The organism is Streptomyces sp. NPDC096079 (assembly GCF_040303145.1).
Lineage (GTDB): Bacteria > Actinomycetota > Actinomycetes > Streptomycetales > Streptomycetaceae > Streptomyces.
Genome location: NZ_JBEOST010000011.1, coordinates 167,744 through 190,364 on the forward strand (window position 1 = coordinate 167,744; position 22,621 = coordinate 190,364).

Genomic DNA, 22,621 nt, shown 5'->3' on the forward strand with positions numbered 1-22,621 from the left:
TGGCCCGCGGCGACGCGGTACCGTGGCGTCCCTTTCTCCCACAAGATCCTCGTGGTCGCCCTGGAGGTTCCGTGGTTCAGGCGTACATCCTCATCCAGACCGAGGTGGGCAAGGCGTCGACCGTCGCCGACACCATCTCCAAGATCCCGGGGGTGATCCAGGCCGAAGACGTGACCGGTCCGTACGACGTGATCGTGCGCGCACAGGCGGACACAGTCGACGAGCTGGGCCGCATGGTGGTCGCCAAGGTCCAGCAAGTGGACGGCATCACGCGCACCCTCACCTGCCCGGTCGTTCATCTGTAGCCCCCGTCTACGCTTGGCCGGTGACGTCTTCCCACCGGCCCTTCGGCCTGCCCGCCGCCGTCGCGGCCGCCGTCCTGCTGTCGGCCGCCGCCGGGTGTTCCTCGCCGGACGCCGCGGCGTCCGTCGTGGTCCCGAGCCCGCCGGCGGAGGAGGCCCCCTACTGCCAGGCCCTGGCGAAGGAGCTTCCGGAGACCGTGGCGGGTCTGGAGCGGAGTGACCCGGAGCCCGGCTCCGAGTTGACCGCCGGGTGGGGTGACGGTGCGATCGTACTGCGCTGCGGGGTCCCCCGGCCCGAAAAGATGAGCGACCCGAAGGCGCAGGGCATCTCCGCGAACGGCGTGCGGTGGATGCTGGAGCAGCGCGCGGGCGACGGGCCGCGTTTCACCACGGTGTACCGGAGGACGTACGTCGAGGTGACCCTGGACGAGCGGTACGCGCACGACGTCGGCCCGCTCACGGATCTCGCGAGCCCCGTGGAGCGGGCCGTGCCGTGCGCCCTGGCGCCGGAGTGCTCGTGATCGCACCCGGGCGCCAGGGGACGCCGGTCGGCTAGCGCAGGCCCGTGGAGCGGGTCAGCGCGGCCTGGATGAGCCGGTCGACGAGCTCGGGGTAGCCGACGCCGCTCTCCTGCCACATGCGCGGGTACATGGAGATGGGCGTGAAGCCCGGCATGGTGTTGATCTCGTTGATGACGAAGTCGCCGTCCTCCGTGAGGAAGAAGTCGGCGCGGACCAGGCCCTCGCAGGACACCGCCTCGTAGGCGGCGACGGCGAGGCGCTGGACCTCGGCGGTGGCCTCGTCCCCGATGGGGGCGGGCACGATGCCGGAGGCCGAGTCGATGTACTTGGCCTCGAAGTCGTAGAAGTCGTGGTCGGTGACCGGCGGGATCTCGGCGGGCACGCTGGCGCGCGGGCCGTCCTCGAACTCCAGGACGCCGCACTCGATCTCGCGGCCGCGCAGCAGCGACTCGACGAGGATCTTGGGGTCGTGGCGGCGGGCCTCCTCGATGGCCTCGTCCAGGCCGGAGAGGTCGTCGACCTTGGTGATGCCCATGGACGAGCCGCCGCGGGCCGGCTTCACGAAGAGCGGCCAGCCGTGCTCGGCGGCGAACTCGACGATCTTCTTGCGGGCGGCGGCGGGGCTCTGCTCCCACTCGCGCGGGCGGATGACCTCGTAGGGGCCGACCGGGAGGCCGAAGGAGACGAAGACCCGCTTCATGTACTCCTTGTCCTGGCCGACGGCGGAGGCGAGGACGCCCGCGCCGACGTAGGGGACGCCGGAGAGCTCCAGGAGGCCCTGGAGGGTGCCGTCCTCGCCGTACGGGCCGTGGAGCATCGGGAAGACCACGTCGACCTCGCCGAGGGCCCTGGGCACGTTCCCGGGCTCGGTGAGGACGACCTCGCGGTTGGCGGGGTCGACGGAGAGGACGACGCCGCCCTCCTCGGACTCGGCCAGGTCGGCCACGTTCGGCAGGGCGCGGTCGGCGATGGCCATGCGCTCGGGGGCGTCGGCGGTGAGCGCCCAGCGCCCGTCCGTCGTGATGCCGATGGGCAGCACGTCGTACTTGTCCCGGTCGATGGCGCTCAGGACGGCGCCCGCCGTGACGACGGAGATGGCGTGCTCGGAGCTGCGTCCGCCGAAGACGACGGCCACGCGCGGCTTGCGGGGGCTCTGGGTGTTCTCGCTCATATCGCGATGAGCGTACCTTGCGGCTTCCGAACTCCTGAGCGCCCCGCTGCCGCCCCGCGCGTCCGGCTCAGCGGCGCTCGGACTTGGCCGAGCGCGACATCAGCTCCTTGAGCGCCACCACCGGCGGCTTGCCGTCGTGGACGATCGAGACGACGGTCTCGGTGATGGGCATGTCGACGCCGTGGCGGCGGCCCAGATCGAGCACGGACTCGCAGGACTTGACGCCCTCGGCGGTCTGCTTGGTGGCCGCGATGGTCTCCTGGAGGGTCATCCCGCGGCCGAGGTTGGTGCCGAAGGTGTTGTTCCGGGAGAGCGGCGAGGAGCAGGTGGCGACGAGGTCGCCGAGGCCCGCGAGGCCGGAGAAGGTGAGCGGATCGGCGCCCATGGCGAGGCCGAGGCGGGTGGTCTCGGCGAGGCCGCGGGTGATCAGCGTGGCCTTGGAGTTGTCGCCGAGGCCCATCCCGTTGGCGATGCCGACGGCGAGGCCGATGACGTTCTTGACGGCGCCGCCGAGCTCGCAGCCCACCACGTCGGTGTTGGTGTACGGGCGGAAGTACGGGGTCATGCAGGCGGTCTGGAGCCGCTGGGCGACCGTCTCGTCGGAGCAGGCGACGACCGCGGCGGCGGGCTGCCGGGCGGCGATCTCCTTGGCCAGGTTGGGGCCGGTGAGGACGGCGACGCGGTCGGCGGGCACGTCCGCGACCTCGGTGATGACCTCGCTCATCCGCTTGGCGGTGCCGAGTTCGACGCCCTTCATGAGGGAGACGAGCACGGTGTCCGGGGCGAGCACGGGCCGCCAGGCGGCGAGGTTGCCGCGCAGGGTCTGGGAGGGGACGACGAGGACGGTGAAGTCGGCCTCCGCGGCGGCCTCCGCCGGGTCCGCGGTGGCCGTGATCCCCCGCGGGAGTTCGACGCCCGGCAGGTAGTCGGGGTTGACCCGGGAGGTGTTGATCTCCTTGGCGAGTTCGGCCCGGCGGCCCCAGAGGCTCACCTCGCAGCCCGCGTCGGCGAGCACCATCGCGAAGGCGGTGCCCCAGGATCCGTTGCCGAAGACGGCTGCCCTCGTCACTTGGTGCCCTCCCCGGCGGCCTTGCGCCGCTGCTCCAGGCGGGCCTTGCGGTGGTCGTACGGCTCGGCGGGGGCCTGCTCGCCGCGGACCTCCTCCAGGAGGGCGGTGATGGCGGCCATGATGACCTCGGTGGCCTCGCGGAGCACCTCGGGCGTCGGCTCCAGGCCGTGGAAGCGGGAGAGGTCGACGGGCGGTCCGGCCTGCACGATCAGCGTCTTGCGGGGGAACAGGCTGAGCTTGTTCTCCTTGGCGTACGGCGGCATCGCGAGGTTGGCGCCCCACTGGGCCACCGGGATGACGGGAGCCTGGGTGAGCAGTGCGACGCGGGCGGCGCCGGTCTTGCCGGCCATGGGCCACATCTCGGGGTCCCGGGTGAGGGTGCCCTCGGGGTAGAAGGCGACGCACTCGCCGCGCTCGATGGCGTCGACGGCGGCCCGGAAGGCGTCCAGCGCGTTGGTCGTCTCGCGGTACACGGGGATCTGGCCCGTGTTGCGCAGCATGGTCCCGACGAAGCCGCCCTTGAAGAGGCCGGCCTTGGCGAGGAAGCGCGGGACGCGACCGGTGTTGTACTGGTAGTGCGCGTAGGACAGCGGGTCCAGGTAGGAGTTGTGGTTGACCGCGGTGATGAAACCGCCGTCGGCCGGAACGTGCTCCATACCGCGCCAGTCCCGCTTGAACAGAACCACCAGGGGGGGTTTGGCGATGACCGCCGCGAGGCGGTACCAGAAGCCGATTCTGCGGCGGGGCACTCGGACACCTTTCTCCGGGACTGGCTGGCAGGGGGTCAAGTGTCGCCCCATGCTCCTGGTCTGTCGAGTGACACCGTACGCCCCGGGCCCTCGGGCGGACCGCCTGGGCGGGACAGAATGGGCCCCGATGAAGCAGCTGCCGCACACCGACGCCGACGACGGCTGGTCCCTGGTCGTCCCCCTGAAGCCCCTTGCCCTGGCGAAGAGCAGACTGGCCGCGGCGGCGGGGGCCCGGCTGCGCCCCCGGCTCGCGCTGGCGTTCGCCGAGGACACCGTGGCGGCGGTGCTGGACTGCGCACGCGTGCGCGATGTGGCGGTCGTCACGGACGACGCCGAGGCCGGGGCGGCGCTCGCGGCCCTGGGGGCGCGGATCGTGCCGGACTCCCCCGCCGCCGGGCTCAACGCGGCGCTCGCGCACGGGGCCCGTGCCGTACGGGCGGGCCGGCCGCACGCGCGCGTGGCGGCGCTCAACGCGGACCTTCCGGCGCTGCGGCCCGCGGAGCTCGACCGGGTCCTTCAGGCGGCCGGCAATTTTCCGAGGGCATTTCTCGCGGATGCCGCCGAAATAGGTACGACATTCCTCTCGGCTGCTCCGGGGGTGGAATTGGAACCGGCTTTCGGGGGCGCGTCGAGGCTGCGGCATTTGTCTTCGGGGGCGGTGGAAATCCGGCTCGCCGGGGTCGATTCCGTACGCCGGGACGTGGACACCGGGGAGGATCTGGCGGCGGCCCGCGCCCTCGGGCTCGGTCCCCGGACGGCCGCCCGGTGGCTGACGGCGGCCGGATAGGCTGCGGTCCATGCAGGCGACCGCGTTCACGTACGACCCCGAGACCCACAGCGGCAGTGTGCTGCTCGACGACGGCACCCCCGTGGAGTTCGGGGCGGAGGCCTTCGAGGCGGGCGGGCTCCGGCTGCTGCGGCCGGGGCAGCGGGTGCGGATCGAGGCCGAGCCCGGCACGTCGGGCCCGGGACTGCGGATCACCCTGGTGACGCTGCAGACCTTCTGAGACGCCCGGCGGGGCCGTCCGGACGCGCCGCGGGCCGGGCTCCCCGGGGGGAGCCCGGCCCGGCGGGTCGGTACCGCGCGTCCTACTTCTTGGCGGCGGTCTTCTTGGCGGTGGTCTTGCGCGCCGTCGTCTTCTTGGCGGGCGCCTTCGTCGCCGTGGCCTTCTTCGCGGCCGGCGCGGTCTTCTTGGCCGTGGCCTTCGTCGCCTTCTTGGCGGCGGCCGTGGTGGTCTTCTTGGCTGCGGCGGCGGTCTTCTTCGTCGCGGCCGTGGTGGCCTTCTTCGCCGGCGTCGCCTTCTTCGCGGCCGTCGTGGTCTTCTTCGCGGGCGTCGCCTTCTTGACGGCGGCCGTGGTCTTCTTCGCCGGGGTCGCCTTCTTCGCGGCGGCCTTCTTGGCGGTGGTGGCCTTCTTCGCGGCGGCCTTCTTCACGGTCGCGGAGGCGCCACCGGTGAGGCTGCCCTTGGGGGCCTTCTTGACGGAGACCTCGCCGCCCTTGGGGAGCTTCTTCGAGCCGCTGACCAGGTCCTTGAAGCCCTGACCTGCACGGAAGCGCGGGACGGAGGTCTTCTTGACCCGGACCCGCTCACCCGTCTGCGGGTTGCGGGCGTAGCGGGCCGGCCGGTCGACCTTCTCGAACGAGCCGAAACCGGTGACCGAGACCCGGTCACCGGCCACCACGGCACGCACGATGGCGTCGAGCACGTGGTCGACGGCTTCGGCGGCCTGCTGACGACCGCCCATCTTGTCGGCAATCGCTTCTACGAGCTGCGCCTTGTTCACGTCTTCCCCTTCGGAGACATTGCCAGAACGAAAGTGTTCAAGCTTTTTCGCACGTTAGGCATGTATATACCGCAAATCAAACACGAAACGGTCTAATCACCCTAGTGCCGCAACGCAGAAGTCCCGTTGCGGAGTTCCTGGTGTCAGTCGTCCTCTGGGAATCGGCCCTCGTCGAGGTCCTTCATCAACCGGTCCAGACGCGTTGCCGCGTCCTTGAGATCGTGCTTCGCCGCTGCCGTGACGACCAGCAGCTTCCGGGACAGCGCCATCCTTACGCCCTCCGGGACTTGCAGTGAGCGCACCCTTGTGTGCGCTTCCTTCAATCGGGCGGCGACTGCCTCGTAGAGCTCGAGTTGGCTGTCGCGTTCCATGCACCGATTGTGCCATCTAGGGCGAGTTGTCGCCCGACAGGGTCTCAACAAGCGACTGCGCCCCCCACCGGACGGTGGGGGGCGCAGTCTTGGAAAAGCGCTGCTCAGGCCGTAATTGTACGGGGCTTGAAGCCCGGTCGAGCCGCCTCGTAGGCCGCGATGTCGGCTTCGTTCTGAAGGGTGAGGCTGATGTCGTCGAGGCCGTTCAGCAGACGCCAGCGGGCGTTCTCGTCGAGCTCGAAGTCGGCGTCGATCCCGTCGGCCAGGACCTTGCGGGCCTCCAGGTCGACGGTGACCTCGGCGGTCGGGTCGGCCTCGGTCAGCTCCCAGAGGGCGTCCACCGTCTCCTGCGGGAGGACGACGGTCAGCAGGCCGTTCTTCAGCGAGTTGCCGCGGAAGATGTCGGCGAAGCGGGACGAGATGACCGCCTGGAAGCCGTAGTTCTGGAGCGCCCAGACGGCGTGCTCACGGGAGGAGCCGGTGCCGAAGTCGGGGCCGGCGACCAGGACCGTGGCGCCCTGCCGCTCGGGGCGGTTGAGGACGAACTCGGAGTCCTTGCGCCAGGCCTCGAAGAGGCCGTCCTCGAAGCCGTCGCGGGTGACCTTCTTCAGCCAGTGCGCCGGGATGATCTGGTCGGTGTCGACGTTGCTGCGGCGCAGCGGGACGGCCCGGCCGGTGTGCGTGGTGAAAGCTTCCATGGTTCCTCAGACCCCCGCGGTGGTGGCGACGTCGGACAGATCGGCCGGGGAGGCCAGGTGGCCGAGGACGGCGGTGGCGGCGGCGACCTGGGGGGAGACCAGGTGCGTCCGGCCGCCCTTGCCCTGCCGGCCCTCGAAGTTGCGGTTGGAGGTGGACGCGGAACGCTCACCGGGGGCCAATTGGTCGGGGTTCATGCCCAGGCACATCGAGCAGCCCGCGTGCCGCCATTCGGCGCCGGCCTCCTTGAAGACCTTGTCCAGGCCCTCCTCGACGGCCTGCAGGGCGACCCGGACCGAGCCGGGGACGACCAGCATGCGGACGCCGTCGGCGACCGTGCGGCCCTCCAGCAGGGAGGCCGCGTTCCGCAGGTCCTCGATGCGGCCGTTGGTGCAGGAGCCTACGAAGACGGTGTCGACCTTGATGTCGCGCAGCGGCTGTCCGGCGGTCAACCCCATGTACTCCAGGGCCTTTTCGGCGGCCAGGCGCTCCGAAGCGTCTTCGTACGAAGCCGGGTCGGGGACGTTCGCCGAAAGCGGGGCGCCCTGGCCGGGGTTGGTGCCCCAGGTGACGAACGGGGCCAGCGCGGCCGCGTCGATGACGACCTCGGCGTCGAAGACGGCGTCCTCGTCGGACCGCAGGGTCTTCCAGTACGCGACGGCGGCGTCCCAGTCCTCGCCCTCGGGGGCGTGGGCGCGGCCCTCCAGGTAGGCGAAGGTGGTCTCGTCGGGGGCGATCATGCCCGCACGGGCGCCGGCCTCGATCGACATGTTGCAGATGGTCATCCGGGCCTCCATCGAGAGCTTCTCGATGGCGGAGCCGCGGTACTCCAGGATGTAGCCCTGGCCGCCGCCGGTGCCGATCTTGGCGATGATGGCCAGGATCAGGTCCTTGGCGGTGACGTCCTCGGGCAGCTCGCCGTCGACCGTGATCGCCATGGTCTTCGGGCGGGCCAGCGGCAGCGTCTGGGTGGCGAGCACGTGCTCGACCTGGCTGGTGCCGATGCCGAACGCCAGCGCGCCGAAGGCGCCGTGCGTGGAGGTGTGCGAGTCGCCGCAGACCACGGTGGTGCCGGGCTGGGTCAGGCCCAGCTGCGGTCCCACGACGTGGACGACGCCCTGCTCGACGTCGCCCAGCGGGTGCAGTCGGACGCCGAACTCGGCACAGTTCTTACGGAGGGTCTCCAGCTGTGCGCGGGAGACCGGGTCCGCGATCGGCTTGTCGATGTCGAGGGTGGGCGTGTTGTGGTCCTCGGTGGCGATGGTGAGGTCGAGGCGCCGCACCTGCCGGCCGTTCTGCCGGAGGCCGTCGAAGGCCTGGGGGCTGGTCACCTCGTGCAGCAGGTGCAGATCGATGAAGAGGAGGTCGGGCTCGCCCTCGGCGCGCCGGACGACGTGGTCGTCCCAGACCTTCTCCGCGAGTGTCCTACCCATCGCTTTCCCTCCGGCCGACGTCTACGCCGGCACAACTAGAGACCCGTTCCGCGGGCCGTTGTGCGGCCGCATCACCAGGGTCACAGGTTCCGAGAAAAATTGAACTTGCGTTTCACAGAGTGAGACGCGAATATCGTTGCATGGACAACTCTAGCGGCGTAGGCGTTCTCGACAAGGCAGCCCTTGTCCTGAGCGCCCTGGAGTCCGGTCCGGCCACCCTCGCAGGACTGGTCGCGGCGACGGGACTCGCACGACCCACGGCACATCGTCTCGCCGTGGCACTGGAACACCACCGGATGGTGGCGCGTGACATGCAGGGCCGGTTCATCCTCGGACCGCGCCTGGCGGAGCTCGCCGCCGCGGCCGGCGAGGACCGCCTGCTCGCGACCGCGGGCCCGGTTCTGACGCATCTGCGCGACGTCACCGGCGAGAGCGCCCAGCTCTACCGGCGCCAGGGCGACATGCGCATCTGCGTGGCGGCGGCCGAGCGGCTCTCGGGCCTCCGGGACACGGTCCCGGTCGGCTCGACGCTGACCATGAAGGCCGGCTCGTCCGCGCAGATCCTGATGGCCTGGGAGGAGCCCGAGCGGCTGCACCGCGGCCTCCAGGGCGCCCGCTTCACGGCGACGGCCCTCTCGGGCGTACGGCGCCGCGGCTGGGCCCAGTCGATCGGCGAGCGGGAGCCGGGCGTCGCGTCCGTCTCGGCGCCCGTACGCGGCCCCTCGAACCGCGTGGTGGCCGCCGTGTCGGTCTCGGGTCCGATCGAGCGCCTGACGCGCCACCCGGGCCGCATGCACGCCCAGGCGGTCATCGACGCCGCCGCCCGTCTCTCCGAGGCGCTCCGCCGCAACGGCTGAGCCCTCCGTCCCTCCTGTTCGTACCGGCCCACCGCTCCAACGCCGCAGCGGTGGGCCGGAGTTGTGCGCGCCGGGAGGCGAACAGCGAAGAAGCCCTCCCCCGAAGGGAAGGGCTTCTCCGTGTGGTACCCCCGACCGGATTCGAACCGGCGCTACCGCCTTGAGAGGGCGGCGTGCTAGGCCGCTACACAACGGGGGCTTGGATCATGCGGGCGTCTCCGCCGCAGATCCGAGCTGGTCTACCAGGACTCGAACCTAGACTAACTGAACCAGAATCAGTCGTGCTGCCAATTACACCATAGACCAATACGTGGTTAGACCAGCGTCGTACCCCCGACCGGATTCGAACCGGCGCTACCGCCTTGAGAGGGCGGCGTGCTAGGCCGCTACACAACGGGGGCCCTAGCGATCCTGCATCGGCGCCACTGGGAGCTACCCAAGTGACCCCGCGGGAAGGATCTGTACCCCCGACCGGATTCGAACCGGCGCTACCGCCTTGAGAGGGCGGCGTGCTAGGCCGCTACACAACGGGGGCTTTGTGGATGCCATCCACGGTTGCAGATGAGCTCTGCGAGCTGGCCTACCTGGACTCGAACCAAGACTAACTGAACCAGAATCAGTCGTGCTGCCAATTACACCATAGGCCACCGGAACGTGATCACCTTCGAGAAGGGATCTTGCTCGGCTTGCGCTTCCGGGGCTTTCCGGCCTTTCGGCCCGTTCCCCTCGGCGCAGAAAGAACATTACCCGAAGGTGGACGGTGCTCCAAAACGCGTATCCGCAGCCAGCACCGCGGGCAGCTGGCGGAGGTCGGTGATCCGGGTCAGCTCGGGCCTCCCGCCGGTCCCCGCGCGGTCCAGCCAGATCCCCCGCAGCCCCGCCTCCACGGCCCCCCGGGCGTCGATGTCCGGCTGGTCCCCGACGTACGCCACCTGGTGGGGCCGCAGGTCAAGGGCGTCACAGGCGGCGTGGAAGGCCTCCGGGGCCGGCTTGGCCACCCCGAGCTCGGCGGCGCACACCACGGCCTCGAAGCGGTCCCGCACGCCCAGCGCGCGGAGCTTGTGGTCCTGGTTGTGGATGCTGGAGTTGGACAGAACTCCGTGACGGTAGTCACGAGCCAGCAGGTCCAGGACGGGCACGGTGTCGGGGAACAGCTCCCAGGCGGCCTCGTAGTGGACCACGTACCGGTCGTACCACTCGTCGGCCTCGTCGACGGTGAGCGCCGGGCGCCCGAGGAAGTCCCGCACCCGCCGGCGGCGCTGCTCCCGGAAGTCCCCGCCCTCGGCCTCGTACCGCCGCCAGTGCAGCTCCGTGAGCTCCTTCCACCGCAGCAGGGCCGCCTCGACGGACCCCCACGCACCGAGCAGCCCCTCGGCCGCGAGGTGCGCCCGCATCCCGGCGCGGTCGGCGCTCCCGTAGTCGAAGAGCGTGTCGTCGACGTCCCAGAGCACCGCGCGGATGGCCATGGAGACGACGGTACCCCCGTCCCGGGGCGCGGGACGGGGGTACCGGTGCGTACGGCGCGGGTCAGCCGGCGAGCTTCGCCAGGGTCGCGTCGATGCGGGCCAGGGTCTTCTCCTTGCCCAGGATCTCCAGGGACTCGAAGAGCGGCAGGCCGACCGTGCGGCCGGTGACGGCGACGCGGACCGGGGCCTGCGCCTTGCCGAGCTTGAGGCCGTGGGCCTCGCCGGCGGCCAGGACGGCGTTCTTCAGGGACTCGGGGTCGCTCCAGTCGGCCGCGTCGAGCTTCTCGCGGGCGGTGGTGAGCAGGGCCGCGGGCTCGCCCTTCATGGCCTTGTCCCACGAGGGCTGGTCGAAGACCGGCTCGGGCAGGAAGAGGAAGTCCACGTTGGCCGTGATGTCCGACAGGACGGTGAGGCGGGTCTGGGCGTGCGGCGCGATGGCCTCCCAGGCGGCCCTGTCGAAGTCCTCCGGCGCCCAGGGGGCGTGCGGGGCGCGGAGCCAGGGCTCGCAGGCCTCGGCGAAGGCCTTCACGTCCAGCATGCGGATGTGGTCGGCGTTGATCGACTCGGCCTTCTTGAGGTCGAAGCGCGCCGGGTTGGCGTTGACGTCGGCGATGTCGAACTTCGCCACCATCTCGGGGATGGTGAAGATGTCCTGGTCGGCGGAGAAGGACCAGCCGAGCAGCGACAGGTAGTTCAGGAGGCCCTCGGGGAGGAAGCCGCGCTCCCGGTAGAGGTTGAGGGAGGCCTGCGGGTCGCGCTTGGAGAGCTTCTTGTTGCCCTCGCCCATCACGTACGGCAGGTGGCCGAAGGAGGGGACCTCCTTGGCGACGCCGAGCTCGATCAGCGCCTTGTAGAGCGCGACCTGGCGCGGGGTGGAGGAGAGCAGGTCCTCGCCGCGCAGGACGTGGGTGATCTCCATCAGGGCGTCGTCGACCGGGTTGACGAGGGTGTAGAGCGGGGCGCCGTTGGCCCGGAGGATGCCGTAGTCCGGCACGTTCTCCGGGGTGAAGGTCAGCTCGCCGCGGACCAGGTCGGTGAAGGTGATCGGCTCGTCGGGCATCCGGAAGCGGACGATCGAGGCGCGGCCCTCGGCCTCGTACGCCGCCTTCTGCTCGTCGGTGAGGTCGCGGCAGTGGCCGTCGTAGCCGGAGGGGCGGCCGGCGGCGCGGGCGGCCTCGCGGCGCTCGTCGAGCTCCTCGGTGGTGCAGTAGCAGGGGTACGCGTATCCGCCGGCGAGCAGCTTGTCGGCGACGTCCTTGTAGATGTCCATCCGCTGCGACTGGCGGTAGGGCTCGTGCGGACCGCCGACCTCGGGGCCCTCGTCCCAGTCGAGGCCGAGCCACTTCAGGGAGTCGAGCAGCTGGTTGTACGACTCCTCGGAGTCGCGAGCGGCGTCGGTGTCCTCGATGCGGAAGACCATGGTGCCCTGGTTGTGCCGGGCGAAGGCCCAGTTGAAGAGGGCGGTGCGGACCAGGCCCACGTGGGGGTTGCCGGTCGGCGAGGGACAGAAACGGACGCGGATGTTCGCGTTAGCCACGCTTGATCACCTTATTGGTGAGAGTGCCGATGCCTTCGATGGTGACGGCGACCTCGTCGCCGACGTTGAGGGGGCCGACCCCGGCGGGGGTGCCGGTGAGGATGACGTCGCCCGGGAGCAGCGTCATGGCCTCGGTGATGTGGACGACCAGGTCCTCGATGGAGCGGATCATGTCGCTCGTCCGACCCAGCTGGCGCTGTTCGCCGTTGACCGTGGCCTGGATGGTCAGGTCGCTCGGGTCGAGGTCGGTCTCCACCCAGGGGCCCAGGGGGCAGGAGGTGTCGAAGCCCTTGGCGCGGGCCCACTGCTTCTCGCGCTGCTGGACGTCGCGGGCGGTGACGTCGTTGGCGCAGGTGTAGCCGAAGACGACGTCCTTCACGCGCTCGCGGGGGACCTCGCGGCACATGCGGCCGATGACCACGGCCAGTTCGGCCTCGTGGTGCAGCTCGTCGGAGAAGGAGGGGTACTCGATGGCGTCGCCGGGGCCGATCACCGAGGTGGTGGGCTTGAAGAAGGCGACGGGGACGTCGGGGACCTCGTTGCCGAGTTCGGCGGCGTGCTCGGCGTAGTTGCGGCCGATGGCCACGACCTTGTTGGGGAGCACGGGCGGCAGGAGCCGTACCTTGCTCAGCGGGACCTTGGTGCCGCTGAGCTCGAAGTCGGTGTACGGGATGCCCTTGATGATGTCGAGGACGAGGCCGCCGGACTCGACGGTTCCCTCGCCCTCGACGGCGCCGAAGGCCACATTGCCGTCGATGGAGAATCTGGCGATGCGCACGAGTGCTGTCGCCCCTCACTTGGTACTGGCTGGAGTCTGACGCTCCAGGCTAACGCGGCGAGGGGGCCGCCGACCGGCGATATCACCGGGGGTGATGGAAGGTGGTGACATGCGTGACGCGGGCGTGATCCCGCGTCACGGCTCAGCGGGACGCGGTGGCGTACGGCTGGGGCTGGTACGGGGCGGGGGCCTGCATCAGGACGGTGCGGCGCGGGTTGGCCGTGTTGCCCGGGAGCTCGACCGCGTACTCCGGCTGGGCACCCCGGCCGAGTTCGGCGGCGTCCGAGAGGTGGACGAGGGTGGAGCGGCGGGGGTTGGCCGTGGTGCGGAGCGTCGTCGTCTTCATCGCGGTGATCAGACCTTGTTCCGGGACGGGCGCCCGTAGGGGCGCGAAGGGGTGTAAAGCGTCAGGCTAAACATGCGATTCCCTTGGAATGCATGGCGGAGACAACGATTCGCGTGTGAGTTTGCTCACCACACGCGATACATTCCGGGCATTACGGGCTGTGGCCGGTCGCCACGGAAAGGGACATTCCCCCACTGAATGAGCCATTCCGCTCCTGATCATGTCGACTGGGACACACGGGGATGCCCGACCATTGGACCGGAAAAGTCCGAAACCTCCGTGATCATCTTCTACGAGGGGTGACGTCACGGGCACACGTTGTCATCCCCCTCCCGCCACGACACGCGGCTCTTGTTGGAGATCCGGCACTGTGCTGGAATTCCGGCACCGCCGCGGGTTTCAAGCCGGCGCGCAGGAGGCGCAACGCAGCGCCGGCCGCGTGGCGGGAAAGGGGGAACTGCGCCGGTCACCGACGACCACCTGGGGCGCTCCCCGCGCCCCGATCGACACCGACACCGTCCTCTCCGCTCACCCGGAAGGACGCCTGGTCCAGAGGTTGCGACGCTAGTGCAGGGACGTTTCAAGAGGGATGGCTCGGGGTCTGCCCAGGCCCGTCAGGGCCGAGCGGATGCTCCGGCGGAGCAGGAACCGCGTGCCGGGACCGACCGCGGTCCCTCGGCCTCGCACACCCCGAACCAGGGTCAGGGACCGTCCGGCGACGACGGCGGCAGGCGCGGCAGCGCCGCGGCCACGTCCGCCGACGCATCCGCCGCACCCCCCAAGGCCCGCGCCGAGAACGAGGTCGGGCCGCGAATAGCCCTGCGCAACTGGCGCATCTCCACGCGCCTGGTCGCGCTCCTCACCCTCCCCGTGGTCGCCGCGACCACCCTGGGCGGCATCCGCATCAGCGACTCGCTCCAGGACATGGAGCAGCTCGACCACATGCAGCTGCTGACCAAGCTGACCCGTGAGGCGACCGACCTCGCGCAGGCCCTGCAGGCCGAGCGCGACCTCTCCGCCGGCCCGCTGGCCAACGGCCGCCCGGTCAGCGACTACCAGGTCGCCAACCCGCGCCGGAAGACGGACCGCGAGTACAAGGCCTTCCTCGACGCCACCGAGGAGATCCCCGCCACCGACGGTGACGAGGCCCTGCGCAGCATCCGGCAGAACGTCAGCCAGATCGCCTCCCAGGTCACCGAGCTCCACTCGATCCGGGGCGCCGCCTACGAGAAGGGCGTGTCCCACTCGGTGACGGTCGAGGCGTACAGCCGCCTCATCCGCTCGCTCCTCAGCCTGTCCCAGGACATGGCGCAGGCGACCAGCAACCCCGAGATGATCAAGCGGACCCGCGCGCTCGCCGCGTTCTCGTCCGCCAAGGAGTACGCCTCCATCCAGCAGGCGATCATCGCGGCCGCGCTCCCCCCGAACGACCGCTCCCCCGGCAAGCTCCAGCAGGGTGACCGCCTCTACGGCGAGGCCGCCCTCAACAGTGAGGGCGTCGAGCTCAAGTCCTTCCAGGCGATCTACGAGTCCACCGGTGGCGACGCCGCCGAGCGGACCGAGTCGCTGAACAGCGGCGACCCCTCGATCAACGCCGCCAACAAGTACGCCGAGCGCGTGCTCAACTCCGACGACGCGATCGCCAAGATGCGCCGCGGTCACCTCAACTTCACCGACGAGTACAGCACCAAGATCGCCGCCATGAACCGCATCGAGCGAGGTCTGCTCGGTGACATGGAGACCATGGCCCGTGAGCTGAAGCAGGAGTCGCAGCGCGACGCCATCATCAACGGTGCGCTGATCCTCCTCGTCCTCGGCGTCTCGCTCATCGGCGCCTTCGTCGTGGCCCGGTCCATGATCCGCTCGCTGCGCAGGCTCCAGGACACCGCGACCAAGGTCGCCCAGGACCGGCTGCCCGAGCTCGTCAAGCAGCTGTCCGAGTCCGACCCGCAGGACGTCGACACCTCCGTCGAGTCCGTCGGTGTGCACTCCCGGGACGAGATCGGCCAGGTGGCCGCGGCCTTCGACGACGTGCACCGCGAGGCCGTCCGCCTCGCCGCCGAGCAGGCCCTCCTCCGGGGCAACGTCAACGCGATGTTCACCAACCTCTCGCGGCGCTCCCAGGGCCTCATCCAGCGTCAGCTCTCGCTCATCTCCGAGCTGGAGTCCCGCGAGGCCGACCCGGACCAGCTCTCCTCTCTGTTCAAGCTCGACCACCTCGCGACCCGTATGCGCCGGAACGGCGAGAACCTCCTCGTCCTCGCCGGCGAGGAGCCGGGCCGCCGCTGGACCCGCCCGGTCCCGCTGGTCGACGTCCTCCGTGCCGCCGCCTCCGAGGTGGAGCAGTACGAGCGCATCGAACTGGCCGCGGTCCCGGCGACCGAGGTCGCCGGCCGCGTCGTCAACGACCTCGTGCACCTCCTCGCCGAGCTGCTCGAGAACGCCACCTCGTTCTCCTCCCCGCAGACCAAGGTCCGGGTCACCGGTCACGCGCTGCCCGACGGCCGCGTGCTCGTCGAGATCCACGACACCGGCATCGGCCTCTCCCCCGAGGACCTCGCCGCGATCAACGAGCGGCTCGCCTCACCGCCCACCGTGGACGTCTCCGTCTCCCGCCGCATGGGTCTGTTCGTGGTCGGCCGCCTGTCCCTGCGACACGGCATCCGCATCCAGCTGCGCCCGTCCGACTCGGGCGGCACCACCGCGCTCGTCATGCTCCCCGTCGACGTCGCCCAGGGCGGCAAGAAGCCCATGCCCAAGCCGGGCGCGGGCGGCCAGGGCGCGATGCCGCAGGGCGCCTCCGCCCCCGGCGGCCGTCTCCCCGGCGGTCCCGGCGCGGCCGGTGGCCCCGGCGGTGGACGTCCGGGCCAGGGCGGCGCCCCGTCCTCGGCGGCCGGCCGGCTCGGCGCCGGTGCCGGTGCCGGGCGCGGTCAGGTCGGCGCGGGTGCTCCCCGGGCCGCGCTGCCCGCCCGTGACGGTGCCCCGCTCGCCGGCGGCCCGCAGGGCGCCCCGCAGCCGCAGAACGCACAGCTGGACCAGACCGGCCAGCTGCCGCAGATCCCCCAGGCCCCGCAGGCCCCGCAGGCCCCGCAGTCGGCCGACCCGATGCGTCCGGGCCCCGGCGGGGGCGGCCTCATCGGCGGCGCCGCGAGCGCCATCCCGTCCCGTACGGACGTGTGGGGCAAGCAGCCGGCGCCGCAGGCCGGGCCCCCCGCGCAGCAGCAGCCGCAGCCGCAGCAGGGCGCCCAGCAGGGCGGGTACGACTTCCCGCGTGCCGAGCTGCCCGGCGGCAACCCGCAGCAGCAGCGCCCGCAGGCCGCGAGCTGGGGCAACGACCCGCAGCAGCAGCCGGTGCGGCGCCCGCAGCAGGAGATGTCCCCGCTGGACGCCCCGCGCGGCCACGAGGAGCCCGAGGCGGCGAGCCCGTTCGGCGGGCCGGCGGCTCCGCAGGGTCCCGGCTCCACCGGCCAGTTCCCGCGCCCGGACTTCGGCGCCCCGCAGCAGGGCCGTCCCCAGCAGCCCCAGGCCCCGCAGGCGTACCAGGGCGGTGCCCAGGACCCGGCGTCGACGGCGCAGTTCCCGCGCCCGGACTTCGGTGCCCCGCAGGGTCCCGGCTCCACCGGCCAGTTCCCGCGCCCGGACTTCGGTGCCCCGCAGGCGCCCCAGGCGCCCCAGGTCCCGCAGGCGCCCCAGGCCCCGCAGGCTCCCCAGGCCCCGGCGTACCAGGGCGGCCAGCAGCAGCAGTTCGGCCGGCAGCCCTACGTGCCCCAGGCGCAGCAGCAGGCCCCGCAGGCCCCGGCGCCGCGCCAGCGGACCGGCGACGACTTCGGCGCCCCGCGCCCGGCCGAGCCGGCGCGTCAGCAGCCGCAGCAGCTCCAGCAGCCGCGCCGTCCGGAGGCCCTGCCGCCGGCCGGTGGCTCGGGTGACGGCCGCACGCCGCTGTACGACACGCTGGAGACCAACTGGTACCAGCAGGAGCAGGCCCAGCAGGGTCAGCGGCAGGCGGACCCGACGCAGACGACGCAGACCCCGGTCGTGTCGCAGCCGTCCGCCCCGGCGCCCCGTCCGGCCGGTGACCCGGCCGCCGACGGCCGCCAGAACGGCGGGGCCGCCTGGCGGACCTCGCCCAACGACGAGCTGGTGCGCCAGGCGGAGCGGGTGCGCAAGCCCGCGGCCGGCGGCGTCACCACCTCCGGTCTTCCGCGCCGTGTGCCGAAGGCCAACCTCGTACCCGGGACCGCACAGGAGCAGGCCCACACGGCCGGCCCCCAGGTCTCGCGTGCACCCGACGACGTCCGCGGCCGGCTCACCAATCTGCGCCGCGGTATCCAGCAGGGCCGCCAGGCCGGCAACTCGACCACGGGTAGCCACCACCTCGGTCCGAACCATCAGCAGGAGCGTTAGTTGAACGCGATGAGCCAGGCGGCGCAGAATCTGAACTGGTTGATCACCAACTTCGTGGACAACACCCCCGGGGTGTCCCACACGGTGGTGGTCTCCGCCGACGGACTCCTGCTGGCCATGTCCGAAGGATTCCCCCGCGACCGCGCCGACCAGCTGGCGGCGGTCGCATCCGGACTGACCTCGCTGACCGCGGGCGCGTCCCGGATCTTCGAGGGCGGACCCGTCGCGCAGACCGTGGTGGAGATGGAGCGCGGCTTCCTCTTCCTGATGTCCGTCTCGGACGGCTCCTCGCTGGCCGTGCTCGCACACCCCGAGTGCGACATCGGCCTCGTGGGCTACGAGATGGCGCTGCTGGTCGACCGGGCCGGCAGCGTGCTCACCCCGGATCTCCGTGCGGAGCTCCAGGGCAGCCTCCTCCACTAGGTCCCGCACAGCGGACACACCCCACCCGTCCGCACCGACCGAACCGCAGGGCGGTACGCCCCTCCGTACCGCTCTGGGCACTGTTCATCGTCCGGCCGCCCCACCCGGCCCCCCACCGGCCCCATCAGACGGCAGATGTCTTGCTGTCACGCCCGGAGGATTCATGACCCCGCCCCCCGCCTCTCACGATCCGTACGGCGCCTCAGTCGACGAGTACGGATACGAGGGCGACCAGCCGCTGGTGCGTCCGTACGCGATGACCGGCGGCCGGACCCGGCCGCGCTACCAGCTCGCCATCGAGGCGCTGGTCAGCACCACGGCCGACCCGGCACACCTCGCCACGCTCCTGCCGGAGCACCAGCGGATCTGCCACCTCTGCCGCGAGGTCAAGTCGGTGGCCGAGGTGTCGGCCCTCCTGTCGATGCCGCTCGGCGTCGCCCGGATCCTCGTGGCCGACCTGGCGGAGGCCGGCATGGTGGCCATCCACCAGCCGGGCAACGGAGAGACCGGCGGCACGCCGGACGTGACACTGCTCGAAAGGGTGCTCAGTGGACTTCGCAAGCTCTAGCGGCGGCGCGGCCAGATCGACCACCAGCGCGAAGATCGTGGTGGCGGGCGGCTTCGGCGTGGGCAAGACCACGTTCGTCGGCGCCGTCTCGGAGATCAACCCGCTGCGTACCGAAGCCGTCATGACGTCCGCGTCGGCCGGCATCGACGACCTGACGCACACGGGTGGCAAGACGACGACGACCGTCGCCATGGACTTCGGCCGCATCACCCTCGACCAGGACCTGATCCTGTACCTGTTCGGCACCCCCGGACAGGACCGCTTCTGGTTCATGTGGGACGACCTGGTCCGCGGCGCCATCGGCGCCGTCGTCCTCGTCGACACCCGCCGCCTCGCCGACTGCTTCCCCGCCGTCGACTACTTCGAGAACTCGGGCCTCCCCTTCGTCATCGCCCTCAACGGCTTCGACGGAGCCCAGCCCTACCAGCCCGAGGAAGTCCGCGAGGCCCTCCAGATCGGCCCGGACACCCCCATCATCACCACCGACGCCCGCCACCGCGCCGACGCCAAGAGCGCCCTCATCACGCTCGTCGAGCACGCCCTGATGGCACGGCTCAAGTAAAGGGACGCGCCAGGGCAGTTGTCATATGCCCCTGCCGGGGCGGTCTGTGTCCTTCGACACGGCCGCCCTCGGGTTCATAACATTTCGACAGAGAATTGGGGCGCCTCGGACACCCGACGCATCCGATCGGTGTCACTGCGCTCACCTGAGCCCCGCCATTTGGCGGGGCTCGCTCTTTATGCCCGTTTTATGTGAGGCCTGGACCACGGAAAGGGGCCGCTTCCCACTGTTTGGAAGGGACACCCTTCACGTGCTGCAATTCATGAACTCCCGAGTAGTACGGCCCTGAACGAAACACCGGCACAACGTAGGTGCCGACGCCGAGAGGTTGTTGGTCGAGTGAGGCGAAGCAAGGAAAGCTCCGCGGAGCAGGAGACGCGGGGCAACTTCACGCCGCCGTCGCGTACGGCGGTGTCGCCCGCGGACGTGCCCGTGACGCCACCCCCCGTCGAGGCGCCCCAGGGAAGCTCCAGCAAGCTGTCGCCCCGCAACTGGCGGGTGCCCACCCGTCTGAACGCGATCCTCTGCATACCCGTGCTCGTCGGCCTCGTCATGGGCAGCTTCCAGGTGAAGTCGGCGATCGACACCTGGCAGGAGGCGCAGGACGCCGAGAAGACGGCGCTCATCGTGCGCGCCGCCTCGGAGTACAGCACCGCGCTGCTCAACGAGCGGGACCTCACGGCCGCGCCGCTGCTCGCCGCGAAGACCCCCGAGGACCGCAAGGTCGACGACGTCACCCGGGCGTACGCCGCGACCGACGCCGCCAAGGCGAAGTTCGACGAGGCCGTCAAGGACATGCCGTCGGGCCAGGGCCTGGAGCGCCGCCTGCGGCTGTTCCAGGACGAGGAGCCCAAGCTGGAGGCGCTGCGCAAGGCCGCCTACACCCGCTCTCTCGACCCGGTGAACACCCAGCTCGGCTACACGGGCGTGCAGCACTACCTGATGGAGTTCTCCAACGAGCTCGGTCTGGGCACCGGCAACATCACCAGCTACGGCCGGACCGTCTACGCCATCCAGCTCTCCAAGGGCGCGGAGTCCCTCCAGCGCTCCATCGGCACGCAGCTCCTGGTCCGGCCCAGCGCGCAGGACAAGGTCTTCGCGCAGCAGTCCGTGGCGTTCAACTCGTACAACTACCTGGAGCAGATCGCCCTCGGCGAGTTCAACTCCGGCGGTCTGCCCGAGGACGTCGAGCTGCTCAAGAAGGTCATGGCCGGCAAGGCCGCCGACGGCGAGAAGAAGATGTCCGCGCTGGGCGTCGAGCTCCCCAAGGGCAAGGACGGCTCCGTCTACTCCGGAGTGGCCTCCGCGATCGGCACCGCCAAGAGCGCCGAGGGCATCGCTGCCCTGAAGGGCAAGCAGATCACGCCCGAGACCTGGATGGCCGTCGCCACCGCCAAGTTCGACGGCTACAGCGAGGTCGAGAAGACCCTCGTCGACAAGGCCGTGACCGAGGCCGCGGACATCTCCGACGAGGCCAAGACCGACGCCTGGGTCAACGGCGGCATCGTCGTCGTCGCCCTGCTCGCCGCCTTCATCCTCGCCGGGATGATGGCCCGCCAGATGAGCCGCTCGATGCGCCAGCTGCGCACCGCCGCCTTCGGCATCGCCGAGCAGCGCCTGCCGATGCTCGTCGACCAGCTCTCCCGGACGGAGCCGGGCCGGGTCGACACCCGCGTCCAGCCCATCCCGATCGACTCGCAGGACGAGATCGGCGAGGTCGCCCGCGCCTTCGACCAGGTCCACCGCGAGGCCGTCCGGCTCGCCGCCGAGCAGGCCATGCTCCGCGGCAACGTCAACGCGATCTTCACCAACCTCTCGCGCCGCAACCAGTCGCTGATCGAGGGCCAGCTGACCCTCATCACCGACCTGGAGAACAACGAGGCCGACCCGGACCAGCTGGAGAACCTCTTCCGCCTGGACCACCTGGCCACCCGTATGCGCCGCAACGGCGAGAACCTCCTCGTCCTCGCCGGCGAGGAGCCGGGCCGCCGCTGGGACCAGCCGGTCCCGCTGGTCGACGTCATGCGCGCCGCCTCCTCCGAGGTGGAGCAGTACGAGCGCATCGAGCTGGCCGGCGTCCCGGAGGCCGAGATCCACGGCCAGGCCGTGACCGACCTCGTCCACCTGCTCGCCGAGCTCCTGGAGAACGCCACCACGTTCTCCTCCCCGCAGACCAAGGTGCGCGTCACCGCGACCCGTCTCCCCGACGGCCGCGTGATGGTCGAGATCCACGACAAGGGCATCGGCCTCACCGCCGAGGACTTCGCGGACATCAACCACAAGCTGGCGAACCCGCCGACCGTCGACGCCGCCGTCTCGCAGCGCATGGGCCTCTTCGTGGTCGGCCGGCTGGCCGACCGGCACGGCATCCGGGTCCAGCTCCGCCCCTCGGGCGAGCAGGCCGGGACGACCTCGCTCGTCATGCTGCCGGACGCGATCACGCACGGCGGTGGCGGCGAGCAGCCGCTCCAGGACGACTTCACGGTCTCGCAGATCATTCCGCAGCAGCAGCTGCAGAACGCCTTCGAGCCCGCCCCGCAGCAGCAGATGCTCACCGCGGCCGACCTCGGCTTCGACGACTCGCGCTACGAGCAGCCGGCCGAGGAGGAGCGCGAGCTCGACCCGGTCAACCGCTCGCTCCAGCGCGAGGGCCGGCGCGCTGCCCTGGAGGCCCAGGCGCAGGGCGGCGACCGTCCGCTCTTCCGCGACGAGGCGGAGCCGGCGGAGCAGCAGTACGGCCAGACCCCGGCGTACGACCAGGGTCAGGAGTACGGGCAGCAGCAGGCCCAGGAGTACCCGGCGGAGCAGTACCCGGCGGAGCAGTACCCGGCGCAGGAGTACGGCCAGGAGTACGCGGCCGGCTACCCGGCGCAGGACGGCTACGGCTACCCGGAGCAGGGCTACGAGGCGTACCCGCAGCAGGGCTATGCGGAAGCCTCGTACGAGACCCCGGAAACCGAACACCAGCAGTACGGCAATGCGTTCGATCCCCAGTCCCACCAGGCACAGTGGTCGGATCAGGGCGCTTACCAGGCTGGCTACGGACAGGCATTCGGAGCGGAATCGGAATCTGCTCCGAGCGCTCCCGAACAGGCCCCCGACCGCGTAGGCTTCGACCGTCCGGGCCCGACCTCCAGTCCCGCCCCGGACGCCGGACACGCGCTGACCGACGCCGGTCTGCCGCGCCGCGGCAGCGTCGGCCAGCAGACGCAGCAGGTGCCGCCGCAGGCGCCGCAGCAGCCGAAGCCCGCGCAGCCGGTGCAGCAGCAGAACGAAGCCGACGGCTCCGAGGAATGGCGCTCGACCAACGACGAGCGCTGGCAGCGGGCCGGCAAGCTCAAGGACCCCAAGGCGGGCGGGGTCACCTCGTCCGGTCTCCCCCGCCGGGTCCCGAAGGCCAACCTGGTCGAGGGCACGGCTGAGCAGACCCCGCAGGGCGGCCCCCAGGTCTCCCGCGCACCCGAGGACGTCCGGGGCAGGTTGAGCAACCTGCGCCGGGGTGTCCAGCAGGGACGCAGCGCGGGAACGGACACGAACGGATCGGGCCTCGGCCCGGGCAGTACCTACAACCAGGAGCGTTAGT

At 71.0% G+C, this 22,621-nt stretch carries 21 protein-coding genes and 5 tRNA genes; 10 read left to right on the forward strand and 16 right to left on the reverse strand.

Going from position 1 to position 22,621, the window contains the following annotated elements:
- Positions 1–71: 71 nt before the first annotated feature.
- Together ABTY59_RS22945 and ABTY59_RS22950 are read left to right on the forward strand one after the other, a co-directional pair.
- The gene (locus ABTY59_RS22945; protein WP_017947604.1) at positions 72–305 is read left to right on the forward strand and encodes an Lrp/AsnC family transcriptional regulator; all 234 of its coding nucleotides are present in this window, start codon (positions 72–74) and stop codon (positions 303–305) included.
- 20 nt (positions 306–325) lie between these two features.
- Positions 326–823 (forward strand): DUF3515 domain-containing protein, encoded by a 498-nt coding sequence (locus ABTY59_RS22950; RefSeq protein ID WP_352020872.1) that lies wholly within the window; start codon positions 326–328, stop codon positions 821–823.
- A gap of 31 nt (positions 824–854) precedes the next feature.
- On the opposite strand, the gene ABTY59_RS22955 is transcribed toward ABTY59_RS22950, so the two are convergent.
- From ABTY59_RS22955 to ABTY59_RS22965, 3 genes are all read right to left on the reverse strand, one after another.
- On the reverse strand, positions 855–1,994 hold the full coding sequence (locus tag ABTY59_RS22955; protein WP_352020873.1) for a D-alanine--D-alanine ligase family protein: 1,140 nt from the start codon (positions 1,992–1,994) through the stop codon (positions 855–857).
- Positions 1,995–2,061: 67 nt separating this feature from the next.
- Positions 2,062–3,063, reverse strand: coding sequence for an NAD(P)H-dependent glycerol-3-phosphate dehydrogenase (locus ABTY59_RS22960; protein ID WP_352020874.1), 1,002 nt, complete (start codon positions 3,061–3,063; stop codon positions 2,062–2,064).
- Positions 3,060–3,812, reverse strand: coding sequence for a lysophospholipid acyltransferase family protein (locus ABTY59_RS22965; RefSeq protein ID WP_352020875.1), 753 nt, complete (start codon positions 3,810–3,812; stop codon positions 3,060–3,062). Before ABTY59_RS22965 ends, ABTY59_RS22960 begins: the two co-directional genes overlap by 4 nt.
- A gap of 127 nt (positions 3,813–3,939) precedes the next feature.
- Here ABTY59_RS22965 and cofC point away from each other — a divergent pair, with 127 nt between their 5' ends.
- A complete protein-coding gene (gene cofC, locus ABTY59_RS22970) occupies positions 3,940–4,599 on the forward strand; it encodes a 2-phospho-L-lactate guanylyltransferase (RefSeq protein ID WP_352020876.1) in 660 nt (219 codons plus the stop codon).
- Between the two features lie 10 nt (positions 4,600–4,609).
- On the forward strand, positions 4,610–4,819 hold the full coding sequence (locus ABTY59_RS22975) for a hypothetical protein (protein ID WP_352020877.1): 210 nt from the start codon (positions 4,610–4,612) through the stop codon (positions 4,817–4,819).
- Positions 4,820–4,901: 82 nt separating this feature from the next.
- On the opposite strand, the gene ABTY59_RS22980 is transcribed toward ABTY59_RS22975, so the two are convergent.
- From ABTY59_RS22980 to leuC, 4 genes are all read right to left on the reverse strand, one after another.
- Positions 4,902–5,597 carry an HU family DNA-binding protein gene (locus tag ABTY59_RS22980; protein ID WP_352020878.1) on the reverse strand — a complete coding sequence of 232 codons (696 nt, stop codon included), beginning with the start codon at positions 5,595–5,597 and terminating at the stop codon, positions 4,902–4,904.
- 143 nt (positions 5,598–5,740) lie between these two features.
- Complete coding sequence (locus ABTY59_RS22985) at positions 5,741–5,968, reverse strand: SCO5555 family protein (RefSeq protein ID WP_015036430.1); 228 nt, start codon at positions 5,966–5,968, stop codon at positions 5,741–5,743.
- Between the two features lie 104 nt (positions 5,969–6,072).
- Positions 6,073–6,666 (reverse strand): 3-isopropylmalate dehydratase small subunit, encoded by a 594-nt coding sequence (leuD, locus tag ABTY59_RS22990; RefSeq protein WP_352020879.1) that lies wholly within the window; start codon positions 6,664–6,666, stop codon positions 6,073–6,075.
- A gap of 6 nt (positions 6,667–6,672) precedes the next feature.
- Positions 6,673–8,097, reverse strand: coding sequence for a 3-isopropylmalate dehydratase large subunit (leuC, locus tag ABTY59_RS22995; RefSeq protein ID WP_352020880.1), 1,425 nt, complete (start codon positions 8,095–8,097; stop codon positions 6,673–6,675).
- Between the two features lie 140 nt (positions 8,098–8,237).
- Between leuC and ndgR the strand changes: the two genes are divergently transcribed.
- Entirely contained in the window at positions 8,238–8,954 is a 717-nt protein-coding gene (gene ndgR / locus ABTY59_RS23000) for an IclR family transcriptional regulator NdgR (protein WP_005311436.1), read from the forward strand.
- Between the two features lie 123 nt (positions 8,955–9,077).
- Here ndgR and ABTY59_RS23005 read toward each other — a convergent pair.
- The 9 genes from ABTY59_RS23005 to ABTY59_RS23045 all read right to left on the reverse strand — a co-directional run bounded on the left by ABTY59_RS23005 (position 9,078) and on the right by ABTY59_RS23045 (position 13,081).
- A tRNA-Glu gene (locus tag ABTY59_RS23005) sits at positions 9,078–9,153 on the reverse strand.
- A 35-nt stretch (positions 9,154–9,188) separates the two neighbouring features.
- Positions 9,189–9,260: transfer RNA gene (locus ABTY59_RS23010), tRNA-Gln, on the reverse strand.
- A gap of 22 nt (positions 9,261–9,282) precedes the next feature.
- A tRNA-Glu gene (locus tag ABTY59_RS23015) sits at positions 9,283–9,355 on the reverse strand.
- 61 nt (positions 9,356–9,416) lie between these two features.
- A tRNA-Glu gene (locus tag ABTY59_RS23020) sits at positions 9,417–9,489 on the reverse strand.
- Between the two features lie 40 nt (positions 9,490–9,529).
- Positions 9,530–9,601: transfer RNA gene (locus ABTY59_RS23025), tRNA-Gln, on the reverse strand.
- Positions 9,602–9,697: 96 nt separating this feature from the next.
- Positions 9,698–10,420: an HAD family hydrolase gene (locus ABTY59_RS23030; RefSeq protein WP_352020881.1), complete on the reverse strand. Its 723-nt coding sequence runs from the start codon at positions 10,418–10,420 to the stop codon at positions 9,698–9,700.
- A 61-nt stretch (positions 10,421–10,481) separates the two neighbouring features.
- A complete protein-coding gene (gltX, locus tag ABTY59_RS23035) occupies positions 10,482–11,957 on the reverse strand; it encodes a glutamate--tRNA ligase (RefSeq protein ID WP_352020882.1) in 1,476 nt (491 codons plus the stop codon).
- Complete coding sequence (locus ABTY59_RS23040; protein ID WP_093873918.1) at positions 11,950–12,735, reverse strand: fumarylacetoacetate hydrolase family protein; 786 nt, start codon at positions 12,733–12,735, stop codon at positions 11,950–11,952. The genes gltX and ABTY59_RS23040 overlap by 8 nt, the downstream gene beginning before the upstream one ends.
- Before the next feature lie 142 nt (positions 12,736–12,877).
- Complete coding sequence (locus ABTY59_RS23045) at positions 12,878–13,081, reverse strand: hypothetical protein (RefSeq protein WP_352020883.1); 204 nt, start codon at positions 13,079–13,081, stop codon at positions 12,878–12,880.
- A gap of 567 nt (positions 13,082–13,648) precedes the next feature.
- On the opposite strand from ABTY59_RS23045, the gene ABTY59_RS23050 reads away from it, so the two are divergent.
- From ABTY59_RS23050 to ABTY59_RS23070, 5 genes are all read left to right on the forward strand, one after another.
- A complete protein-coding gene (locus ABTY59_RS23050) occupies positions 13,649–17,485 on the forward strand; it encodes a sensor histidine kinase (protein WP_352020884.1) in 3,837 nt (1,278 codons plus the stop codon).
- Between the two features lie 9 nt (positions 17,486–17,494).
- Positions 17,495–17,908 carry a roadblock/LC7 domain-containing protein gene (locus tag ABTY59_RS23055; protein WP_030496942.1) on the forward strand — a complete coding sequence of 138 codons (414 nt, stop codon included), beginning with the start codon at positions 17,495–17,497 and terminating at the stop codon, positions 17,906–17,908.
- A 163-nt stretch (positions 17,909–18,071) separates the two neighbouring features.
- A complete protein-coding gene (locus ABTY59_RS23060) occupies positions 18,072–18,476 on the forward strand; it encodes a DUF742 domain-containing protein (RefSeq protein ID WP_024756254.1) in 405 nt (134 codons plus the stop codon).
- Positions 18,457–19,038: a GTP-binding protein gene (locus ABTY59_RS23065; protein ID WP_017235981.1), complete on the forward strand. Its 582-nt coding sequence runs from the start codon at positions 18,457–18,459 to the stop codon at positions 19,036–19,038. Before ABTY59_RS23060 ends, ABTY59_RS23065 begins: the two co-directional genes overlap by 20 nt.
- Before the next feature lie 339 nt (positions 19,039–19,377).
- Positions 19,378–22,620, forward strand: a complete 3,243-nt coding sequence (locus ABTY59_RS23070) for a sensor histidine kinase (RefSeq protein ID WP_352020885.1) — start codon at positions 19,378–19,380, stop codon at positions 22,618–22,620.
- The last annotated feature ends 1 nt before the right edge of the window (position 22,621 follow it).